This window comes from Streptomyces sp. Isolate_45 (assembly GCF_024721315.2).
Classification (GTDB): Bacteria; Actinomycetota; Actinomycetes; order Streptomycetales; family Streptomycetaceae; genus Streptomyces.
In genome coordinates, this window is the sequence record NZ_JANFAK020000139.1 from 1 (window position 1) to 20,707 (window position 20,707).

Annotated in this window: 17 protein-coding genes and 2 pseudogenes; 11 read left to right on the top strand and 8 right to left on the bottom strand. The window is 72.5% G+C overall.

The features are described 5' to 3' along the window. From NOD94_RS31895 to NOD94_RS31910, 4 genes and pseudogenes are all read left to right on the top strand, one after another. Positions 1 to 438 (top strand): annotated as a pseudogene (locus tag NOD94_RS31895) (histidine kinase); the annotation flags it as partial. After that, the gene (locus NOD94_RS31900) at positions 438 to 881 is read left to right on the top strand and encodes a roadblock/LC7 domain-containing protein (RefSeq protein ID WP_281209655.1); all 444 of its coding nucleotides are present in this window, start codon (positions 438 to 440) and stop codon (positions 879 to 881) included. The pseudogene NOD94_RS31895 and the gene NOD94_RS31900, both read left to right, overlap by 1 nt. Continuing rightward, complete coding sequence (locus NOD94_RS31905; protein WP_281209656.1) at positions 878 to 1,279, top strand: DUF742 domain-containing protein; 402 nt, start codon at positions 878 to 880, stop codon at positions 1,277 to 1,279. Before NOD94_RS31900 ends, NOD94_RS31905 begins: the two co-directional genes overlap by 4 nt. A gap of 56 nt (positions 1,280 to 1,335) precedes the next feature. Continuing rightward, on the top strand, positions 1,336 to 1,908 hold the full coding sequence (locus NOD94_RS31910) for an ATP/GTP-binding protein (RefSeq protein WP_281209671.1): 573 nt from the start codon (positions 1,336 to 1,338) through the stop codon (positions 1,906 to 1,908). Positions 1,909 to 1,927: 19 nt separating this feature from the next. Here NOD94_RS31910 and NOD94_RS31915 read toward each other — a convergent pair whose 3' ends face one another. Beyond that, positions 1,928 to 2,365: a PPOX class F420-dependent oxidoreductase gene (locus tag NOD94_RS31915; RefSeq protein ID WP_281209657.1), complete on the bottom strand. Its 438-nt coding sequence runs from the start codon at positions 2,363 to 2,365 to the stop codon at positions 1,928 to 1,930. 106 nt (positions 2,366 to 2,471) lie between these two features. Between NOD94_RS31915 and NOD94_RS31920 the strand changes: the two genes are divergently transcribed. After that, positions 2,472 to 2,870: a roadblock/LC7 domain-containing protein gene (locus tag NOD94_RS31920; protein ID WP_281209658.1), complete on the top strand. Its 399-nt coding sequence runs from the start codon at positions 2,472 to 2,474 to the stop codon at positions 2,868 to 2,870. Between the two features lie 100 nt (positions 2,871 to 2,970). After that, positions 2,971 to 3,933 (top strand): DUF6397 family protein, encoded by a 963-nt coding sequence (locus NOD94_RS31925; protein ID WP_281209659.1) that lies wholly within the window; start codon positions 2,971 to 2,973, stop codon positions 3,931 to 3,933. Here NOD94_RS31925 and NOD94_RS31930 read toward each other — a convergent pair. The 3 genes from NOD94_RS31930 to NOD94_RS31940 form a co-directional block, all read right to left on the bottom strand. Next, positions 3,897 to 4,295 (bottom strand): YchJ family metal-binding protein, encoded by a 399-nt coding sequence (locus NOD94_RS31930; protein ID WP_281209660.1) that lies wholly within the window; start codon positions 4,293 to 4,295, stop codon positions 3,897 to 3,899. The genes NOD94_RS31925 and NOD94_RS31930 overlap by 37 nt on opposite strands. Positions 4,296 to 4,383: 88 nt before the next feature. After that, on the bottom strand, positions 4,384 to 5,286 hold the full coding sequence (locus tag NOD94_RS31935; RefSeq protein ID WP_281209661.1) for an acyl-CoA thioesterase II: 903 nt from the start codon (positions 5,284 to 5,286) through the stop codon (positions 4,384 to 4,386). A gap of 109 nt (positions 5,287 to 5,395) precedes the next feature. After that, positions 5,396 to 7,918 carry a DEAD/DEAH box helicase gene (locus NOD94_RS31940; protein ID WP_281209662.1) on the bottom strand — a complete coding sequence of 841 codons (2,523 nt, stop codon included), beginning with the start codon at positions 7,916 to 7,918 and terminating at the stop codon, positions 5,396 to 5,398. A 145-nt stretch (positions 7,919 to 8,063) separates the two neighbouring features. Between NOD94_RS31940 and NOD94_RS31945 the strand changes: the two genes are divergently transcribed. The 3 genes from NOD94_RS31945 to NOD94_RS31955 all read left to right on the top strand — a co-directional run bounded on the left by NOD94_RS31945 (position 8,064) and on the right by NOD94_RS31955 (position 10,191). Then, positions 8,064 to 8,855: a metal-dependent hydrolase gene (locus tag NOD94_RS31945; RefSeq protein ID WP_281209663.1), complete on the top strand. Its 792-nt coding sequence runs from the start codon at positions 8,064 to 8,066 to the stop codon at positions 8,853 to 8,855. 142 nt (positions 8,856 to 8,997) lie between these two features. After that, complete coding sequence (locus NOD94_RS31950) at positions 8,998 to 9,201, top strand: hypothetical protein (RefSeq protein ID WP_281209664.1); 204 nt, start codon at positions 8,998 to 9,000, stop codon at positions 9,199 to 9,201. 327 nt (positions 9,202 to 9,528) lie between these two features. Beyond that, a complete protein-coding gene (locus tag NOD94_RS31955; protein ID WP_281209665.1) occupies positions 9,529 to 10,191 on the top strand; it encodes a hypothetical protein in 663 nt (220 codons plus the stop codon). Positions 10,192 to 10,305: 114 nt separating this feature from the next. Here the strand turns inward: NOD94_RS31955 and NOD94_RS31960 are convergent, their stop codons facing one another. From NOD94_RS31960 to NOD94_RS31975, 4 genes are all read right to left on the bottom strand, one after another. Beyond that, positions 10,306 to 12,087 carry an ABC transporter ATP-binding protein gene (locus NOD94_RS31960; protein ID WP_281209666.1) on the bottom strand — a complete coding sequence of 594 codons (1,782 nt, stop codon included), beginning with the start codon at positions 12,085 to 12,087 and terminating at the stop codon, positions 10,306 to 10,308. After that, positions 12,084 to 14,054, bottom strand: coding sequence for an ABC transporter ATP-binding protein (locus NOD94_RS31965; RefSeq protein WP_281209667.1), 1,971 nt, complete (start codon positions 14,052 to 14,054; stop codon positions 12,084 to 12,086). Before NOD94_RS31965 ends, NOD94_RS31960 begins: the two co-directional genes overlap by 4 nt. 162 nt (positions 14,055 to 14,216) lie before the next feature. Beyond that, positions 14,217 to 17,153 carry an FAD-binding and (Fe-S)-binding domain-containing protein gene (locus tag NOD94_RS31970; protein WP_281209668.1) on the bottom strand — a complete coding sequence of 979 codons (2,937 nt, stop codon included), beginning with the start codon at positions 17,151 to 17,153 and terminating at the stop codon, positions 14,217 to 14,219. A 64-nt stretch (positions 17,154 to 17,217) separates the two neighbouring features. Further along, positions 17,218 to 17,679 carry a MarR family transcriptional regulator gene (locus NOD94_RS31975; RefSeq protein ID WP_281209669.1) on the bottom strand — a complete coding sequence of 154 codons (462 nt, stop codon included), beginning with the start codon at positions 17,677 to 17,679 and terminating at the stop codon, positions 17,218 to 17,220. An 84-nt stretch (positions 17,680 to 17,763) separates the two neighbouring features. Between NOD94_RS31975 and NOD94_RS31980 the strand changes: the two genes are divergently transcribed. Then, the gene (locus NOD94_RS31980) at positions 17,764 to 19,671 is read left to right on the top strand and encodes an ABC transporter ATP-binding protein (protein WP_281209670.1); all 1,908 of its coding nucleotides are present in this window, start codon (positions 17,764 to 17,766) and stop codon (positions 19,669 to 19,671) included. A gap of 63 nt (positions 19,672 to 19,734) precedes the next feature. After that, positions 19,735 to 20,562: pseudogene (gene mltG / locus NOD94_RS31985) on the top strand (endolytic transglycosylase MltG); the annotation flags it as partial. Positions 20,563 to 20,707 lie beyond the last annotated feature (145 nt).

Sequence of the window (20,707 nt, forward strand, 5' to 3'; positions counted from 1 at the left end):
CGGCAACGGCCCGTTCCGGTGGCCTCGCTGCGGCCGCGCGGCGCCGGCGGCGCGGTCACCCGCACCCACCCGGCCCCGGCCACCGGCCCCTCCGCATCGGCGCCGGCCCCTGATCCGGAGCCCGTGCCGGGCTTCGCTCCGCTCGGGGCCGACCGCGCGGCTCCCGGCGCCGGCCGGGGACCCGCTTCCGGTCCCGGCTCGACGTCCGCGTCGGGGGCCTCGGTGACCGAACTGCCGCGCCGGGTCAGGCAGGCCAGCCTGGTCCCGCAGTTGCGCGAGGTCCCCGAGCCGAAGGCACCCCCGGGGTCGACGCGGCCCGAGGAGCCGCCGGGGCGCAGCCCCGAGGAGGCCCGGGACCGGATGGCCGCCTACCGGGACGGCTGGGCGCGCGGCAGCCGGGAGAACTCCCCCCACGCAGGCAGCGAAGGAGAAGTGTGATGAGCGAACACCACGGGATCGACCTCGACGGCGTCCGCCGGTCCGGCGAACTGGACTGGCTGCTCGACGACCTGGTGATGCGGGTCCGAGAGGTCCGGCACGCCGTCGTCCTGTCCAACGACGGGCTGGCGGTGGGTTCCTCCAGTGCGCTCAGTCGGGAGGACGCCGAGCACCTGGCAGCCGTCGCCTCCGGGTTCCACAGCCTCGCCAAGGGCGCGGGACGGCATTTCCACGCCGGGGGCGTGCGCCAGACGATGGTGGAGATGGACGAGGGCTACCTGTTCGTCGCGGCGGCCGGGGACGGGTCCTGCCTGTCCGTCCTCAGCGCGGCCGGCGCGGACATCGGGCTGATCGCCTACGAGATGGCCCGGCTGGTCAAGCGGGTCGGCGAACACCTCTACACGCCCGCCCGGTTCGCGGCGCGACCGCCGTCCGCCGGGTGAAGGCGGCGGTCCGGCACGTGGACGGCCAGTGGTACGACGCCGAGGCGGGTCCCCTCGTACGCCCCTACGCCATGACGGGCGGGCGAACCAAGCCAGGCCCCCACGGGGTCCGCTTCGACCTGATCGCGCTGGTCGTGGTGGACCCGGACGCCTCCGGGGACGCGGAGGAGGCGCTGCTCGGCCCGGAACACCGGGCCCTGCTCGGGCTGTGCCGCTCCGAGACCCAGTCGGTGGCGGAACTCGCCGCGGACGCGGACCTTCCGGTGGGCGTGGTGCGGGTGCTCCTGGGGGACCTGTTGGAGGCGGGGCACGTCAAGGTGAGCCGGCCCGTGCCGCCCGCCGAGCTGCCGGACGAGCGGATTCTGCGTGAAGTCATCGAGGGATTGCGAGCGTTGTGATGGGACTGCACGACGACGGGCCCGCGCGGGCCGCGGCTTCGGGGGCGGACGGGGACATGACCGCGCTCGCGCTGAAGATCCTCGTGGCCGGCGGCTTCGGGGTGGGCAAGACCACCCTCGTGGGCGCGGTCAGCGAGATCCGGCCCCTGCGGACCGAGGAGCTGTTGAGCGAGGCGGGCGAACTGGTCGACGACACCGGCGGGGTCGACCAGAAGACCACCACGACCGTGGCCATGGACTTCGGCCGGATCACCATCCGGTCGGGGTTGTCGCTGTACCTGTTCGGGACACCCGGCCAGGACCGGTTCTGGTTCATGTGGGACGAGTTGTCGCAGGGCGCGTTGGGGGCGGTCGTCCTGGCCGACACCCGGCGGCTGGAGGACTGCTTCCCGGCGGTCGACTACTTCGAGCACCGGCGGATCCCCTTCGTCGTCGCCGTCAACTGCTTCACCAACGCCCGGCGTTACGGTGCGAACGAGGTGGCGCGGGCGCTGGACCTGGACCAGGGGACGCCGGTGGTGCTCTGCGACGCGCGGGACAAGGACTCGGGGAAGGAGGTGCTGATCCGGCTGGTCGAGTACGCCGGGCGGATGCACACCGCCCGGCTCCTCGACTCGGTGGGACCGTAGGCCGGCCCCGCGGGGAGGGTCAGTCCGCGACACCGGCCGTCGCGATCACCTTGTCGATGGACACGCGGACCAGTAGCTCGCCGGGCACGGCGTTGCGCCGGCCGAAGGCCTCGCCGCGTTCCTCGCCCATGTACCGCGCGGCGACCCGGGTGGCCCAGCGCAGGGTCTCCTGGGGGTCGTCGGCGTATTCGGCGATCGTGGCGCGGCCCTGGAGGACCACGTAGGAGAACGGCGGACGGTCGTCGTCCACGCACAGGGATACCCGGCCGTCACGGGCCAGATTCCGCCCCTTGACGGTGTCCTTGCCGGTGTTGAACAGGAAGGAATCGCCGTCGAGTACGAACCAGATGGGAGCGATGTGCGGGCTTCCGTCCGCACGGACCGTTGCCAGCTTTCCGGTCCGGGTGCCGTGGGAGACGAACGCCCGCCATTCCTCTTGAGTCATCTTCTGTGCCATGGGTCCATCCTCCTTGCCGGAAAGCCCCTGGTGGGGAAGGCTTGCGGAACGACTACGCGGGGTGGGGCGCGGCCATGTCGGCCGCGTCGACGGGGAGGGGCTGGAAATGGCACTGGACAAGCAACTGGACTGGTTGCTGGACGACCTGACACGAAGGGTCCAGCAGGTCCGGCACGCAGTGGTGCTGTCGAACGACGGACTGGTGACGGCGGCCACCGCGGGACTGGCGCGGGAGGACGCGGAGCACCTGGCGGCCGTCGCGGCCGGTCTGCAGAGCCTGGCCAAGGGATCGGGGCGGCACTTCCGGGCGGGTGAGGTGCGCCAGACGATGGTGGAGTACGACGAGGGGTTCCTCTTCGTCGTGGCGGCGGGCTCGGGCAGCTGCCTGTGCGCGCTCAGCGCCGCGGAGGCGGACATCGTTCAGGTCGCGTACGAGATGACGCTGCTGGTCAACAGGGTGGGCGAGCACCTGGGCGTCGCCGAACGGCGGATCACCGGAGGCTGATCCGGGGACCGGCGGGAGTTATCCACAGGGCCGGCGGGTCGTCGTCGCGCTGAGTTACGGTCTTCACGCAGAGTGATCGTCACTCGCGGGGAGGGCCGTGATGAAGACCGTTACGCACAGCGTGATGAAGACCGTGATGAGGGCCGCGGCGAAGACCGATGCGAACGCCGGGGCGAAGGCCGGTACGGAAGCGGACGCGAAGGCCGGTACGGATGCGGACGTGACGGCGTGCGTGCGACCGGCGGCGACAGCCGGGCGGGTCGTGTTCGTGGCGGCGGATCCTCGGGGGGAACCGAGGCAGGACGCAATGCTCGGCGGGGCCCGGGCGGCGGAGGAACTGGGTCTGGGTCGGGCCGAGTTCGCGCGCGCCGTGCAACTGGGTCTGGTACGGGCGGGCCCGCGTGGGCCGGGCGGCGCGGCACGCTTCACCCGGGTCGAACTGGACCGGGTCAAGGCGGCGGAGGGGTTCCCGGACGCGTTGCGCGCCCGGGTCGAGACGGTGGCCGGGGCCGATGCGGGAGCGAGGCTGCTGGGGATCGGGCCGAGCCGGTTCACCCGTCTCGCGCGCTGCGGGCACGTCACCCCCGTCGGATACCGGGTCAACCGCTACCGCGCCGTCGTATGGCTCTATCTGGTCGTGGAACTGCGGGAGTTCGCCGCCGGGGAGCCGGGAGTGCTGCGCGGGGCCGCGCCCGAGGAGGACCGGGAACTGATCGCCGCCCGGGGGGACCTGCGGCCCGTCGGATGGCGCGGTCGGCACGTGGGTCTGCTGATGAGACGGACCTGTGACCCCTGGGAGCGGGCTGCCGTGCCGGCCAGTGTGCTCCCCGAGGAAGAGGTACGGGCCGCCGTACCGGATCCTGCCGAGCGGATCGTCCTGGCCGCGCTCGCGCCGCCCCCGCCCTACGGCCACCCGCAGGTACCGGCGGCCGCGGCGGTGGCGCACCGGCTCCTGAGGGCCCAGTCACCGGAGGAGATCGAGCGGTACCGCGCCGGCCTGGACATCGCCCTGGCCGGAGCGCGCGGTCAGTCGAACGAGACGGGGGACAGGGGGCCGACGTAGACCCAGGCACCGCCCTCGCGGGAGAAGGCGCTGTGCTCGTGCAGTGAGCCCGTGTGGCCGTCCTCGCGGTAGTGCGCGCGGAACTCCACCGAGCCCTCCGTCTCGAACATGCCGCCCCGTGCGGTGGCGAGGATCTCCAACCGCTCCCAACGCTGTCCGGGATCCAGGTCGAGCCGGCCCGGACGGGTCGAGGGGTGCCAGGAGCGCATCAGGTACGCGGTGTCCCCGAGGGCGAAGGCGCTGAAGCGTGAACGCATCAACAGCTCGGCGGTGGGCGCCCGGCCGCCGGCGTGGAAGCGACCGCAGCACGCCGGATAGGCGGCGGGCAGCCCGCAGGGACAGGGGAGGGCCGGGGTGGGCATGGGAGTGCTCAGCTCTTCATGTCAGGAGGACGAACGGGAACCACCGCGGTCGGACGACCGCCGCGGTGACGGACGACGGGCGGGCGGACTACTGCGGTGACACGGCCGGCTTGGCCGCGTCGGGAGCGTACGGGCGGAACAGGCCTTCCTGGACCACGGAGACCAGGAGCCTGCCCTCCACGTCGTAGATCCGGCCCCGGGCCAGCCCGCGGCCACCGTGGGCGATCGGCGACTCCTGGTCGTACAGGAACCACTCGTCGGCCCGGAAGGGCCGGTGGAACCACATGGCGTGGTCCAGGGAGGCCATGTCGAAACCGCGCATGCCCCACAGGGGTTCGACGGGGATGCGCACGGCGTCGAGGAGGGTCATGTCGCTGGCGTAGGTGAGGGCGCAGGTGTGCACGAGCGGGTCGTCGCCCAGCGGGCCGACCGCCCGCATCCACACCGCGCTGCGCGGATCGGCGTCCTTGAGGTCCTCCGGGGTCCAGCGCAGCCGGTCCACGTACCGGATGTCGAAGGGCTGCCGGCGGGCCATCCGCTCCAGCGCCTCGGGCAGCGCGCCCAGGTGCTCGCGGATCTCGTCCGCGACCTTCGGGAGGGAGTCCGGGTGAGGGAAGTCCAGGCGAGGAGGCAGCTGGTGCTCGATGCCGCCCTCCTCCGGATGATGGAAGGAAGCGGTCAGATTGAAGATGGTCTTGCCCTGCTGGACCGCGGTGACCCGGCGCGTTGTGAAGGAACGCCCGTCGCGCACCCGCTCCACCTGGTACACGATCGGCACGCCGGGGATGCCCGGACGCAGGAAGTACGCGTGGAGGGAGTGGACCGGGCGGTCGCTCTCGGTGGTGCGGCCCGCAGCGACCAGCGCCTGCCCGGCCACCTGCCCGCCGAACACGCGCTGGAGCGATTCCTGCGGGCTCGCGCCCCGGAAGATGTTGACCTCGATCTGCTCCAGGTCGAGCAGGTCGACGAGTCTCTCGGCGGGGTTCGTCATCAGAGGTTCTCCACTGTCGGGTCCGGCGGGAACGGCGGGTCCGTCGGGAGCCGGGGCTCCGTCGGGGGCTGAGGGCCCGTCGTGCGGGACGGGCGCGTACGGGACCGGCTCAGAGTTGGCCGAGCTCACCGACCGAGGTGACCCGCAGGACTGCCCGGCCCTCCTCGTCGGACGCCGCGAGGTCGACCTCGGCACTGATGCCCCAGCCATGGTCCCCGTTCGGGTCGGCGAAGGTCTGGCGGACGCGCCACAACCCGTGCGCCGGGTCCTCCTCGATCTGCAGGAGCTTGGGACCACGGGCGTCGGGACCCGTACCGAGGTCGTCGTACTCGTCCCAGTAGCCGTCCATGGCCTCGCCCCAGGCGTCGGCGTCCCACCCGGACTCGGCGTCCAGCTCGCCCAGCACGTTGACGTGGTCCAGGGCCGCCAGCTCGACCCGGCGGAACATGGCGTTGCGGACCAGCACGCGGAAGGCGCGGGAGTTCGCCGTGACCGGCTTGACCTGGTCGGCCTTCTCCTGGGCCTGCTCCGCCGTCTCCACCTCCGGGTTCGCCAGCTGCTCCCACTCGTCCAGCAGGCTGGAGTCGACCTGACGGACCAGCTCGCCCAACCAGGCGATGAGGTCCTGCAGGTCCTCGGACTTCAGGTCGTCCGGGATGGTGTGGTCCAGCGCCTTGTACGCGCCGGCCAGGTAGCGCAGCACGATGCCCTCGGTGCGGGCCAGCTCGTAGTAGGCGGTGAACTCGGTGAAGGTCATCGCCCGCTCGTACATGTCGCGGATGATCGACTTCGGGGAGACGGGGTGGTCCCGAACCCACGGGTGGCTCTTGCTGTACACGTCGTAGGCGTGGAGCAGCAGCTCTTCGAGCGGCTTGGGGTAGGTGACATCCTGGAGCCGCTCCATCCGCTCCTCGTACTCGATCCCGTCGGCCTTCATCGCGCCGACCGCCATGCCGCGTTCCTTGTTCTGCTGCGCGGCGAGGATCTGACGCGGGTCGTCCAGGGTCGACTCGACGACGGAGACCATGTCCAGGGCGTAGGAGGGGGACTCCGGGTCCAGCAGGTCGAAGGAGGCCAGCGCGAAGGTGGACAGCGGCTGGTTCAGCGCGAAGTCCTGCTGGAGGTCGACCGTGAGCCGGATGGTGCGGCCCTCGGCGTCCGGGGTGTCGAGCTTCTCCACGACGCCGCCGTCCAGCAGCGAACGGTAGATCGCGATCGCCCGGCGGATGTGACGAAGCTGCGCCTTGCGGGGCTCGTGGTTGTCCTCCAGCAGGTGGCGCATCGCCTTGAAGGCGTCGCCCGGACGGGCGATCACCGACAGCAGCATGATGTTGGTGACCTTGAAGCGGGAGGTCAGCGGCTCCGGATCGGCTGCGATCAGCTTCTCGAAGGTGGTGTCCGACCAGGCCACGAACCCTTCGGGGGCCTTCTTGCGGACCACCTTGCGGCGCTTCTTCGGGTCGTCGCCGGCCTTCGCCAGGGCCTTCTCGTTCTCGATGACGTGCTCGGGCGCCTGCGCGACCACGAATCCGGCCGTGTCGAAGCCCGCCCGGCCGGCGCGGCCGGCGATCTGGTGGAACTCGCGGGCGCGCAGCGTGCGGACTCGGTTGCCGTCGTACTTGGTGAGGGCCGTGAACAGCACCGTGCGGATCGGCACGTTCACGCCGACGCCGAGGGTGTCGGTACCGCAGATGACCTTCAGCAGACCGGCCTGCGCCAGCTTCTCGACGAGACGCCGGTACTTGGGCAGCATGCCGGCGTGGTGCACGCCGATGCCGTGGCGGACGTAGCGGGAGAGGTTCTGGCCGAACTTCGTGGTGAAGCGGAAGTTGCCGATCAGCTCCGCGATCCTGTCCTTCTCCTCGCGGGTGCACATGTTGATGCTCATCAACGACTGCGCCCGCTCGACCGCCTGGGCCTGGGTGAAGTGCACGATGTACACCGGGGACTGCCGGGTCTCCAGCAGCTCGGTGATGGTGTCGGTGATCGGCGTGGTCACGTACTCGTACGACAGCGGGACGGGCCGGGTCGCCGAGCGGACCACGGAGGTGGGGCGGCCCGTGCGCCGGGTCAGGTCCTCCTCGAACCGCTTCATGTCGCCGAGGGTGGCCGACATCAGGACGAACTGTGCCTGCGGGAGCTCCAGCAGCGGGATCTGCCAGGCCCAGCCACGGTCCGGCTCGGCATAGAAGTGGAACTCGTCCATGACGACCTGGCCGATGTCCGCGTACTTGCCGTCGCGCAGGGCGATGGAGGCCAGCACCTCGGCCGTGCAGCAGATCACCGGGGCGTCGGCGTTCACGGAGGCGTCGCCGGTGAGCATGCCGACGTTCTCGGTACCGAACAGCTTGCACAGGTCGAAGAACTTCTCCGACACCAGTGCCTTGATCGGAGCGGTGTAGAAGGTGACCTTGTCCTGGGCCAGCGCAGTGAAGTGGGCACCCGCCGCGACGAGGCTCTTGCCGGAGCCGGTCGGAGTGGACAGGACCACGTTCGCACCGGAGACGACCTCGATCAGTGCCTCCTCCTGCGCCGGGTACAGGGTGATGCCCTGGTCCTCCGCCCACGAGGAGAAAGCCTCGAAGAGGGCGTCGGGGTCGGCGTTCGGCGGGAGCTGATCAATGAGGGTCACACCCCCCATCTTGCCTGGCTTCACCCCGGATCCGGGAACCGGCGGACAAGAGGAAGATCACCGCCGGTACGCTGGGCCGTCCGGGCGGCCCGATCGACTTCCTCAACAGGGCCCCACCACCGAGGCACTGGGGCGGGGAACGAGCATGATGGGTCCGGCGCACTCATTGTCGGGAGCAGCGGCATGGCTGGGGGTGGGCGCCGCCACGGCGGCCGCCGGGCACCCGATGCCATGGCCGGTCCTCGTCGTCGGCGCGCTCATCTGCGCGGGCGCCGCCCTCGCCCCCGACCTGGACCACAAATCGGCGACGATCTCCCGCGCCTTCGGCCCCGTTTCCAGGGTCCTGTGCGAGGTGGTCGACAAGATCTCGTACGCCGTCTACAAGGCGACCCGCTCCCCGCGCGACGCCCGCCGCACCGGCGGTCACCGCACCCTGACCCACACCTGGCTGTGGGCCGTCCTCATCGGTGGCGGCTCCTCCGCCCTCGCGGTCACCACCGACCGTTGGGGCGTCCTCGCCCTGCTCTTCGTCCACCTCGTACTGGCCGTCGAAGGGCTGCTGTGGCGGGCGGCCCGGATGTCGAGCGACATCCTGGTCTGGCTGCTCGGCGCGACCAGCGCCTGGATCCTGGCCGGGGTCCTCGACCAGCCGGGCAACGGCGCGGGCTGGCTGTTCACCGCCCCGGGCCAGGAGTACCTGTGGCTGGGCCTGCCCATCCTGCTCGGCGCCCTGGTCCACGACATCGGCGACGCCCTGACCGTCTCGGGCTGCCCGATCCTGTGGCCGATCCCGATCGCCGGGAAGCGTTGGTACCCGATCGGGCCGCCGAAGATGATGCGCTTCCGCGCGGGCAGCTGGGTCGAGCTGAAGGTCCTGATGCCCGTGTTCATGCTGCTCGGCGGAGTGGGCGGCGCCTCCGCCCTCGGCTTCTTCTAAGCCCCCGGCCAAGCCCCCCGGCCCCTTCTCGTCCCGGCTTTCCGGGAAGCTGCGGGGCCGTCTGTTCAGAGCCGGCCCGGACGGACACCATGTGTGCCGACGAGCCGTCGGTGCCGTCGGCACGCATGACGTCCGGGGCCCCATGGGCAACACCGGCAGAGCCGTCGGCGCGGGCGTGGCGGGGGTGCTCCTCGTCTCGCTCGCGCTCGCCGCACCGGTACGGGCGGACTCGGGGGGCACCGCCGCGGCGCCGGACACCGCGGTCTCCTGCGCACCGGCGCTGCGCGTACTGAAGTCGTTGGCCGGGCCCGGCGACGGCAACCCCTGGCTGCACACCACCAGGTGAACGGCATCGGCCCCCTCGGCCTGTCCGTCGGGGTGTCCCACGACAAGCCCGCCCACTGGCTCGGCACCGCCGTGCACGCCGTGCCGCTGCCGGCCGGAGCCACCGGTAGCAGCGTGGAGGCCGTCAACCGCCTCGGGCTCATGGTCGGCACGCTCACCGGCCCCGGCGGCCGCAAGGCCTTCGGCCACCGGCCGGGCGGCGAAGGCGGTCACGCTGCTGCCGGGAGGCCAGTACGCGACCGCCGTCAGCGACCGGGATCACGTCGTCGGTCACCGCCACGACCCCTCGCCCGGTACGAGCGCCGGTCTCGAATGGTCCGGCGGCGCCGTGCGCAGGGAACTGCCCGTCCCGACCGGGTTCCGGCTCGACGAGGTCACCGGGATCAACAACGCGGGGCAGATCACCGGACACGGCTCGGGCCCCACCGGCAACGACGAAGACCCCTACGACATGAACCCGGGCCTGCTCCGGTCCGCCGACACCGCGGCCGCCCCCACGCCGCTCCGGCCGGTCGGCGGCAACTACGAGTACTACAGGCCGCGGGCCATCGACGAGAGCGGCCGCGTCGTCGGCCACCACTGGTACACCCGGGCCATGCGGGAGACCCCGCTCCTGTGGACCGCCCCGTACGCGGAGCCCTCCTACGTGCCCCTGCCGGCCGGGAGCACCAGCGGCACCTTCGAGGACATCAGCCCCCGTACCAGGGTCTCGGTGGGCGCCGCCACCACCTGCAACCCGCCCGAGGACACCGTCGTCCGGGCCCAGTATTGGACCGGCGGCGGCCCGATGCGCGTCCTTCCCGGACTCACGCCCACCGGCTACTCCGCCGCCTACGCCGCCTACGCCGTCGGCGACGACGACCGCGTCGGCGGGGTCGCGCTGGACGCCGCGGGAGTGGCGCACCCGGTCGTGTGGACCTGCGCGGGCCGGCAGGCGTACGAGCCGGTGGCGACGGCCCGCCGGGAGGCCCGCCCGGCCAAAGCCCCGTAGGACCCGCCGGGTCGGGACCGGCGCACGGGACCGCCGCACGGGACCGCCGCACGGGACCGGCGCACGGGACCGCCGCACGGGACCGGCCCGGTCGGGCCGGGGCCGGGAGCCCGGTCAGCCGTGCCAGGAACGCCACAGGGCCGCGTACGCCCCGTCGGCCGCCACCAACTCGTCGTGCGAGCCCAGCTCGCTGATCCGGCCCGCCTCGACCACCGCGATGACGTCCGCGTCGTGCGCGGTGTGCAGGCGGTGGGCGATCGCGATGACCGTCCGGCCGTCCAGCACCCGTGCCAGCGAACGCTCCAGGTGCCGGGCGGCACGCGGGTCCAGCAGCGATGTCGCCTCGTCCAGCACCAGCGTGTGCGGGTCCGCCAGCACCAGCCGGGCCAGCGCGACCTGCTGTGCCTGCGCCGGGGTCAGCGCGCTGCCGCCCGAGCCGACCTCGGTGTCCAGCCCGGACTCCAGGGACCGGGCCCAACCGTCCGCGTCCACCGCGCCCAGCGCCGCCCACAGTTCGGCGTCCTGCGCGCCGGTGCGGGCGAGCCGCAGGTTGTCCCGCAGCGAACCCACGAACACGTGGTGTTCCTGGTTGACCAGGGCCACGTGCTCGCGCACCCGCTCCGCCGGCATCCCCGACAGCCGCGCCCCGCCCAGGGTCACCTCGCCGGTCCGGGGCGCGTAGATGCCCGCCAGCAGTCGGCCCAGCGTGGACTTGCCCGCGCCCGACGGGCCGACCAGCGCCATCCGGGTGCCCGGCGGCACGGACATCGAGACGCGGTGCAGGACGTCCACGCCCTCCCGGTAGCCGAAGTGGACCTCGTCGGCCCGCACCTCGCGGCCCTCCGGGGAGAGCGCGCCGTCGCCCGCCGCCGGCTCGATCTCGTGGACCCCCACCAGCCGGGCCAACGACACCTGGGCGACCTGCAGTTCGTCGTACCAGCGCAGGATCAGGCCGATCGGGTCGACCATCATCTGCGCCAGCAGGGCGCCCGTGGTCAGTTGTCCCACCGACATCCAGCCCTGGAGCACGCCGTAGCCGCCGATCATCAGCACCGAACCGAGGATCGTCACGTAGGTGACGTTGATGACGGGGAAGAGGACCGTCCGAAGGTAGAGCGTGTACCGCTCCCAGGCCGTCCACTCCTTGATCCGCCGCTCCGACAGGGCGATCCGGCGCCGCCCCAGGCGGTGGGCCTCGACGGTGCGGCCGGCGTCCACCGTCTCGGTGAGCACCGCCGCGACCGCCGCGTATCCGGCCGCCTCCGAGCGGTACGCCGACGGCGCCCGCCTGAAGTACCAGCGGCAGCCGATCACCAGCACGGGAAGCGCCACCAGCGCGGCCAGTGCCAGCGGCGGCGCGGTCACCGCGAGGGCGCCGAAGAGCAGCCCGGCCCACACCACGCCGATGGCCAGCTGCGGCACGGCCTCGCGCATCGCGTTGGCCAGCCGGTCGATGTCGGTGGTGATGCGGGACAGCAGGTCACCCGTACCGGCCCGCTCCAAGACGCCCGGCGGCAGGCCGACCGAGCGGATCAGGAAGTCCTCGCGCAGGTCGGCCAGCATCTCCTCGCCCAGCATCGCCCCGCGCAGCCGCACCAGCCGCACGAAGCAGGTCTGGACGACCAGGGCCAGCGCGAACAGCAGCCCCACGCGCTCCAGATGGAGGTCGCGCGCCCCCGCCGAGAGGTCGTCCACGACCCGGCCCAGCAGGTACGGGCCGACCATGGAGGCGATCACCGCGACGGCGTTCACCACCACCAGGATCACGAAGGCCCGCCGGTGGCGGAGGAACAGGCCGCGCACATAGCCCCGTACGGTCGCCGACGAGCCCACGGGCAGCGTCGCGGCCGTCTCGGGGGCCGCCGGATCGTACTCCGGTGGCGCCACGCCGATCATGCGGATTCCTCGATCTCTGTGAGTGCCTCTTCCAGCCGCACCAGCTCGGCGTCGGACCGGTCGGACGGGTCGGACGGGTCCGGCGTCCGGGGCGTGTCGGACCGGCGGGGTCGATCTGGCCCGTCGGGTTCGCGGGTGACGACCGCCCGGTAGCGCGGTTCGTCCCGCAGCAGTTCGCGGTGCGTGCCCGCGGGCAGGGCGCGGCCCTCATGCACGAGCACCACCCGGTCGGCCCGGTCCAGGATCAGCGGCGAGGACGCCAGGACCACCGTGGTCCGGCCCGTGCGCAGGGCCGTGATCCCGTCGGCGATCCGTGCCTCGGTGTGCGAGTCGACGGCCGAGGTCGGCTCGTCGAGCACCAGTACCTCCGGGTCGGTGACCAGCGACCTGGCCAGCGCGAGGCGCTGGCGCTGCCCGCCCGACAGGGACCGGCCGCGCTCGGTGATGCGGGCGTCCATCGAGTCGGTGATCCCGTCGGGCGCCGACTGGAGCAGGGCCTCCAGGACGTCCCCGCACTGCGCCGCGGCCAGTGCCGCAGCGGGCTCCACGGCCCCTGAGGCCGGTACGTCGAACAGTTCGCGCAGCGTCCCGGACAGCAGCACCGGATCCTTGTCCTGTACGAGGACCAGCGTCCGCGCCGTGTCCAGCGCGAGGTCGTCCAGCGCCACCCCGCCGAGCAGCACCGAGGGCTCCTCGGTCGCGACGTCGCCCGCCGGTACGGGCTGGCCGCCCAGGCGTTCGGCGAGTCGGCCCGCCACGTCCGGGTCCCCGCACACGACGGCCGTGAGCAGGCCCGCCGGAGCCAGCAGCCCGGTTCCGGGGTCGTACAGGTCGCCGCCCGGAGCGGGCGCGTCCGGCTCAACGGTGCCCGCGCCCGTGCCCGTGCCCGCGCCCGTGCCCGTGCCCGTGTCCGGGCCCCGACCCGTGTCCGTCCCGGTGCGGGCTCCCGGGCCCGTCCCCGCCTCGGCGTCCGTGCGCGTCAGCGACAGCACCCTGGCCGCCCGCTGGGCGGAGGGACGCGAAAAGGAGTAGGCCATGGCGATCTCCTCCACGTTCCTGAGCGGATAAAGCATCAGGGACACGGCGCTGAACACGGCGACGAGTTCGCCGATGTCCAGTCGACCGGCCAGCACGAGGGAGGAGCCGTACCAGACCACCGTGATGAGCAGCAGCCCCGGCAGGAACACCTGGATGGCCGAGATCAGCGCCCACATCCGCGCGCTGCGCACGGCGGCGGACCTGACCTCCTGGGAGGCCTCGCGGTAGCGGCCGAGGAACAGTTCCTCACCGCCGATGCCCCGCAGCACCCGCAGGCCCGCGACGGTGTCGGAGGCGAGTTCGGTGGCCTTGCCCGCCTTCTCGCGCTGGAAGTCGGCGCGCCGGGTGGCCCTGGGGAGCAGCGGCAGCGACGCGAGCGCCAGTACCGGCATGCCCACGGCCACGACCACGCCGAGGGCCGGGGCGTAGACGACCAGACCCACGCAGACGAGCACGATGGCGAGGGCGGCCGCCAGGAACCGGGAGACGGCCTCGACGAACCAGCCGATCTTCTCCACGTCACCCGTGGAGACGGCTACGACCTCACCGGCGGCGACCCGTCGGGTCAGGGCGGCTCCGAGCTCGGCCGTCCGGCGGGCGAGCAGTTGCTGCACGCGGGCGGCGGCGGTGATCCAGTTGGTGACGGCCGTGCGGTGCAGCATCGCGTCACCCAGCGAGATGGCGATGCCGAGCAGCACGATCAGGGCGCCGACGAGCAGCAGCCGCCGGCCGTCGCCCTTGACCACCGCCTCGACGCCGAAACCCACCGCGAACGGCAGGCCGGCGATGCCGCAGTGGTGCAGGAGGCCCCAGCCCAGGCTCTTGGCCTGTCCGCCGAGTTGCCCCCTGCCCAGCCACAGCAGGAAGCGGGGGCCGGAACGGGCGTCCGGTACCCCGGGATCCGGATACGGAAGATCGCTGATCTGCATGACGCCCCATGACTGGTCGAGTAGTTCAAGCCACGCAAGGTTCGCCTTTCGGGGCAGGCTCGGGCAATCGATTTTCCGGCCCTGACCGGGGTGCGAAAGGTTCCCTCCCGCTCCGGGGCGCACACTCCGGCGTACCTGAGGGGTGCGCGGGACCCGGTCCGTTCAGGGGCGGGTGGCCCGTTCCAGTTCGAGTAGAACCGAGTAGTAGCTCCGACCGGTGGCCCGGTCCATGCCCACCTCGCACATCCGGTTCGCCGAGAGGTGCGCGTCGAACGGGCGCGCCACCACCTCCCGTGCCTCCGGGGCCGTCGCGGCGGCCGTCAGCTCCGGGTGGAGCATGCCGCGATCGCCCGCGAAGGCGCAGCACCCCACGTCGTCGGGGACCACGACCTCCTCGGCGCAGGCCTCGGCCACCGTCCGCAACTGCGCCTCGTCGTCGAGGTGTCGCATCGAGCAGGTGGGGTGCAGGACGGCCGAGCCCACGGTCCGGCGGACCTCCAGGCGCGGCAGCAGTTCCTCCGCCGCCCAGACCACCGAGTCGACGATCCGCAGCGCGGCGTGGAGTTCGCGGTTGTCGTCGGTCAGGTACGGGACCACCTCATGGGCGATGCCCAGCGTGCAGGACGACGCGTCGACCACCAGCGGGAGCAGGCCCCCGGCGGTCCAGCCCCAGGCGGCCTCGACGATCCGGTTGGCCATCACCCGGTTGCCGGCCTCGTAGCCCTTGGAGTGCCAGATGGTCGCGCAGCACGTCCCCGTGACGTCGTCCGGGATCCACACGGGTCTCCCGGCCCGTTCCGACACCGCCACCACCGCCTCGGGCAGGGAGGGTCCGGGCCGCCCGTCGGGGCCGCCGAAGATCCGGTTGACGCATGCCGGGTAGTACACGGCGGTGGCGGTGACCCGGTCCGTCGCGGGCAGGCGGCGGGCGGCGGCCCCCGGGATCTGCGGCAGCCATTCGGGTACCAGGTCCGGGCGTACGGCCTTGCGCGCGGCCGCGGTCACGGCCCCGAGCACCCGGTCGGAGACCGCGTCCGGGAGCGCTCCGGCGGCGGCCACGGCCAGCCGGGCGGCCGCCTCCACGCCGCGGAACCGCCGGGCCGCCAGGGCCGCGGCCCGCTCCTCGCGGGGGCCGTGCCGGCGGTGGCGGAAGTCCTTCATCAGCGCCCCGGTGTCGATGCCGACGGGGCAGGCGATCCTGCAGGTGGAATCGCCGGCGCAGGTGTCGACGGCGTCGTAGCCGTACGACCCGAGCAGCCCGTCGAGCACGGGGGAGCCGGGCTCCTGCCGCACCATCTCGCGGCGCAGCGCGATCCGCTGGCGAGGCGTCGTCGTCAGGTCCTCGCTGGGGCAGGTCGGTTCGCAGAACCCGCACTCGATGCAGGGGTCGGCGACCGCCTCCACCCGCGGGATCGTCTTCAGGCCGCGCAGGTGGGCCCGTGGATCCCGGTCGAGGAGGACGCGCGGGGCGAGGATGCCGTCCGGGTCGACGATCCGCTTGGTGCGCCACATCAACGCGGTGGCCTCGGGGCCCCACTCCAGCTCCAGGAAGGGGGCCATGTTGCGGCCGGTGGAGTGCTCGGCCTTCAGGGAGCCGTCGAACCGCTCCACGGTGAGCCGGCAGAACGCCTCCATGAACGCCGCGTACCGGTCGACGTCCGCGGGCTTCGCGGCGTCGAAGGCGAGCAGGAAGTGCAGGTTGCCGTGCGCCGCGTGACCGGCGACGGCCGCGTCGAACCCGTGCTCCTCCTGGAGCGCCAGGAGCGCCTCGCAGGCCTCGGCCAGCCGTGACGGCGGCACGGCGAAGTCCTCGGTGATCAGGGTGGTGCCCGGGGGCCTGGCGCCTCCGACGGCGGTGACGAAGGCCTTGCGGGCCTTCCAGTAGCCGGAGATCGTCCTCGGATCGCCGGTGAAGGCGTTCGTCACCGAGGGGACCGGCGCGACGAGTTCCAGCGCGGGCAGCACGGCGGCCGCGCGGCGTTCGAGGACCGCGCGGCCCGCCTCGTCCGGAGCCCGGAACTCCACGAGCAGGGCGGCCGTTTCCTTGGGCAGCAGCGCCCAGTCGGCGGGCACCCCCGCGACGCTGACGGAAGCGCGCAGCGTGTTGCCGTCCATCAGCTCGACGGCGAGGGCGCCGGCCTCGTTGAACAGCGGGACGGCGGCCGCCGCGGCGGGCAGCGAGGGGAAGAAGAGCAGGGCGCTCGTCAGCTCGCGGTCGAGCGGGACGGTGTCGAAGACTACTTCGGAGATGAAGCCGAGGGTGCCCTCCGAGCCGACCATCAGACCGCGCAGGATCTCCACGGGCGTGGTGCCGTCGAGGTAGGCGTCCAGCCGGTACCCGGTGGTGTTCTTGATCTCGTACTTGGCGCGGATCCGGGCGACGAGCGCCGGATTCGCCTCGATCTCCGCCTTGACCGCCATCAGGCCGTGGCACAGGGCCGGCTCCGCGCGGGCCAGCTCCTCGTCCGCGAGCGGGTCGGCGGTGTCCACGACGGTGCCGGTCGGCAGGACGAGGGTGAGCGAGGAGAGGGTGCGGTACGAGTTCCTGGTGGTCCCCGCCGTCATGCCGGAGGCGTTGTTCGCCACGACGCCCCCGACGGTGCAGGCGATGGCGCTGGCGGGGTCGGGCCCCAGGATCCGGCCGTACCGGGCGAGCGCGGCGTTGGCCCGCAGCACGGTGGTGCCCGGTCCGATGCGGGCGCGGCGGCCGCCGTCGAGGACCTCGACGCCCGTCCAGTGCCGGCGTACGTCGACCAGGATGTCCTCGCCCTGGGCCTGGCCGTTGAGTGAGGTCCCGGCCGCGCGGAAGACCACGTCGCGCTGCTTGCCGTGGGCGTAGGACAGGACGGCGGAGATGTCGTCGATGTCCTCGGCGATCACCACGACCTGCGGCACGAACCGGTACGGCGAGGCGTCGGTGGCGTAGCGGACCAGGTCGGAGACCTTCCACAGGACCTTCTCCGGCCCCAGCAGCTCGGTCAGCTCCGCGCGCAGGGCGCGGGGGGTGCCGGCGGCCAACCGGTCCGGCACCCGATCGGGAGCGGGACCGGCGGTGCCGGTCGGGCGCAGCGCGCCGGGCTTCGGTTCCAGCAGCGGCATGTGCGACCCCTCGTCCGTCTCGACGACGTCCCGCGGAGCCGCCGCCCCGGCGCCGGAGCGCGGGTCAGCAGGGGCGCTCCGCCGGGACGTCCGCCAGTGCGTTCAGCAGCCCGCCGAGCACCTCGCGCTGTTCGGCGGTCAATGGAGCCAGGATCTCCTCCGCCGCGTCGGTTCGCGCGTTGCGCAGACGGCGCAGCGTGGCGCGGCCGGTTTCGGTGAGCTCGATCCGGATGACGCGGCGGTTCGCCGGGTCGGGCGCCCGGCGGACGCAGTCGGCCGCCTCCAGCCCGTCGACGAGGGTGGTCACGGCACGCGGCACCACCTCCAGACGCGCGGCGAGATCGGCCATCCGGGGCGGTCGGTCGCCGCCGTGGTGGGCGACGAGGCGCAGCAGCCGGCCCTGGGCGGGGGTGATCCCGAGCGGCTCCATGTGGCGCTTCTGTATGCGGTGGAGCCGCCGCGTCAGACGCAGCAGCTGCTCGGCGAGGACGCCGTCTGTGGTGTCGCTCTCGGAACCGGTGCTCATACTGGGAACAGTACCGGACCGGATTCATTGTGAGCATAGGTAACAATGAGCTAAGCTCATCGGAGTCTCGTCAGAAGGAGGCCCATGCGCCCCGAAGAACCGAATTGGACACCATCGAACGAAGCCCTCGACCCCACCCGTCCCGGCCCCGCGGAGCGCCCGCGCGAGTTGCGTCGGATCGTCGGCCTCTTCCGGCCCTATCGCGGCCGGCTCGCCGTCGTCGGCTCCCTGGTGGCCGCCTCCTCGCTGGTCGGCGTCGCCTCGCCGTTCCTGCTCAAGGAGATCCTCGACGTCGCGATACCCGAGGGCCGCACCGGCCTGCTGAGCCTGCTCGCCCTGGGCATGATCCTCACCGCGGTCGTCACCAGCGTGTTCGGCGTGCTCCAGACGTACATCTCCACCACCGTCGGCCAGCGCGTGATGCACGACCTGCGCACCGCCGTCTACGCCCAGCTCCAGCGGATGCCGCTGGCCTTCTTCACCCGCACGCGCACCGGTGAGGTGCAGTCCCGCATCGCCAACGACATCGGCGGTATGCAGGCGACGGTCACCTCCACGGCGACCTCCCTCGTGTCGAACCTGACCGCCGTGATCGCCTCCGTCGTCGCGATGCTCGCACTCGACTGGCGGCTCACCGTCGTCTCGCTGCTCCTCCTGCCCGTCTTCGTGTGGATCAGCCGCCGGGTCGGGCACGAACGCAAGCGGATCACGACGCAGCGGCAGAAGCAGATGGCCGCGATGGCGGCCACGGTCACCGAGTCCCTCTCGGTCAGCGGGATCCTGCTCGGCCGCACGATGGGCCGCTCGGAGTCCCTCACCGCGGCCTTCTCCGACGAGTCGGAGAAGCTGGTCGGGCTCGAAGTGCGCTCCAGCATGGCCGGGCGCTGGCGGATGTCCACCATCGGCATCGTCATGGCCGCCATGCCGGCGCTCATCTACTGGGCGGCCGGCATCGCCCTGCAGACGGGCGCGCCCTCGCTCTCCGTCGGCACCCTCGTCGCCTTCGTCACCCTCCAGCAGGGCCTCTTCCGGCCCGCCGTGAGCCTGCTGTCGACCGGTGTGCAGATCCAGACCTCCCTCGCCCTGTTCGCCCGGATCTTCGAGTACCTCGACCTGCCGGTGGACATCACCGAGAAGGCGGATCCGGTTCGGCTGGAGCGGGCGAGGGGCGAGATCCGGCTGGAGGACGTGCACTTCGAGTACGAGGCCAAGAGCGGCCCGACGCTCACGGCGATCGACATCACGGTTCCTGCGGGCGGCTCCCTCGCCGTGGTCGGTCCGACCGGCTCCGGCAAGAGCACCTTGAGCTACCTGGTACCGAGGTTGTATGACGTGACCGGCGGCCGGATCGCCCTCGACGGGGTGGACGTGCGCGACCTCGACTTCGACTCGCTGGCCCGCTCCATCGGCGTGGTCTCCCAGGAGACCTACCTCTTCCACGCCACCGTCGCCGACAACCTGCGCTTCGCCAAGCCGGACGCCTCCGACGAGGAGATCGTCGAGGCGGCCCGCGCCGCCCAGATCCACGACCACATCGAGTCCCTGCCCGACGGGTACGAGACGCTCGTCGGCGAACGCGGATACCGGTTCTCCGGGGGCGAGAAGCAGCGCCTGGCCATCGCCCGGACCATCCTGCGCGATCCGCCGGTGCTCATCCTCGACGAGGCCACCAGTGCCCTCGACACCCGTACGGAGCACGCGGTGCAGCAGGCCATCGAGCACCTGTCCCGCGGTCGCACCACCATCACCATCGCGCACCGCCTCTCCACCGTCAGGGACGCCGACCAGATCGTGGTTCTGGACGGGGGCCGCATAGCCGAGCGCGGTACGCACGAGGAACTGATCGGCGCCGACGGTCGCTACGCCGCGCTGGTCCGGCGGGACCGGGACGCCGTGTCGACCCCCGCCCCGGCACTGGTCGCGGCCGGAGGAGCGAACCGGACGGGCCGGGGCCCCGCCGAGGAGCAGGTGCCCACTCCGGTGAACGTGTGATCATCTGATCGGTGCATGGGTGGAATGCCGGGAATGACACGCTTCGCCGGTTAGCGTGCGCGTATGCGTCTTGAGTACCGGCAGCCACAGCGCCGCCCCCGGCTCACTCGCCGGGGCCGTCTCGCCTTCTTCCTCGGCACGCTGATCGCGCTGGGGGTGGCGGTCCTGATCCCGCTCGTCCCCCGTGCGCAGCCGCCCGAGAAGCCGCGTCAGCTGGCGATCCCCGAAGGGTGGCGGGCACCGCAGGTCTACACGGCGGTCGACCGCGCGCTGGGGCTCCCCGCAGGCTCCACGAAGGCGGCCGTCCCCACGGCCGGGCTCGACCTGCCCCCGGAGGCCGACGGCAACCCGGAGGGCTACCTCTTCCCGGCGACGTACCCGGTGACCTCGAAGACCACCCCGGGCACGCTGCTCGCGTACATGGTGCGCACGGCCAACCAGAAGCTCGCGACGAAGGCGGTCGCCGACGGCGGCAGGGCGCACGGCATGACCCCCTACCAGACGGCCACCCTGGCCAGCATCATCGAGGCGGAGGCGGACACCCCCGCGGACATGGGGAAGGTCGCGCGGGTGGTGCACAACCGGCTGGCGAAGTCGATGCCGCTCCAGATGGACTCCACCATCAACTACGCGCTGAACCGCACCACCGTGGACACCAAGCTCAGCGACACCCGGATCGACCACCCCTTCAACACGTACGAACGCCAGGGCCTGCCCCCCACCCCGATCGACAGCCCCGGCCTGCGGGCCATGGCCTCGGCGGTCGCGCCCACCCCGGGGGACTGGTTGTTCTTCGTCACGGTGAAGCCGGGGGACACCCGCTTCTCCGCGACCTACGAGGAGCACAAGAAGCACGTCGCGGACTTCAACCGACTGCGCGCCGCGGCGGGCCCCCCTGCCGCCGGGGGGACCGCGAACCCGGCCGCCCGCGAGACCCGGGCACCGGCCGCCCGCGAGACCCGGGCACCGGCCGCCCACGGGGCCTCCACGCCGACCGCCCACGGGACCTCCACCCCGGTCGCGCGCGGCACCTCCG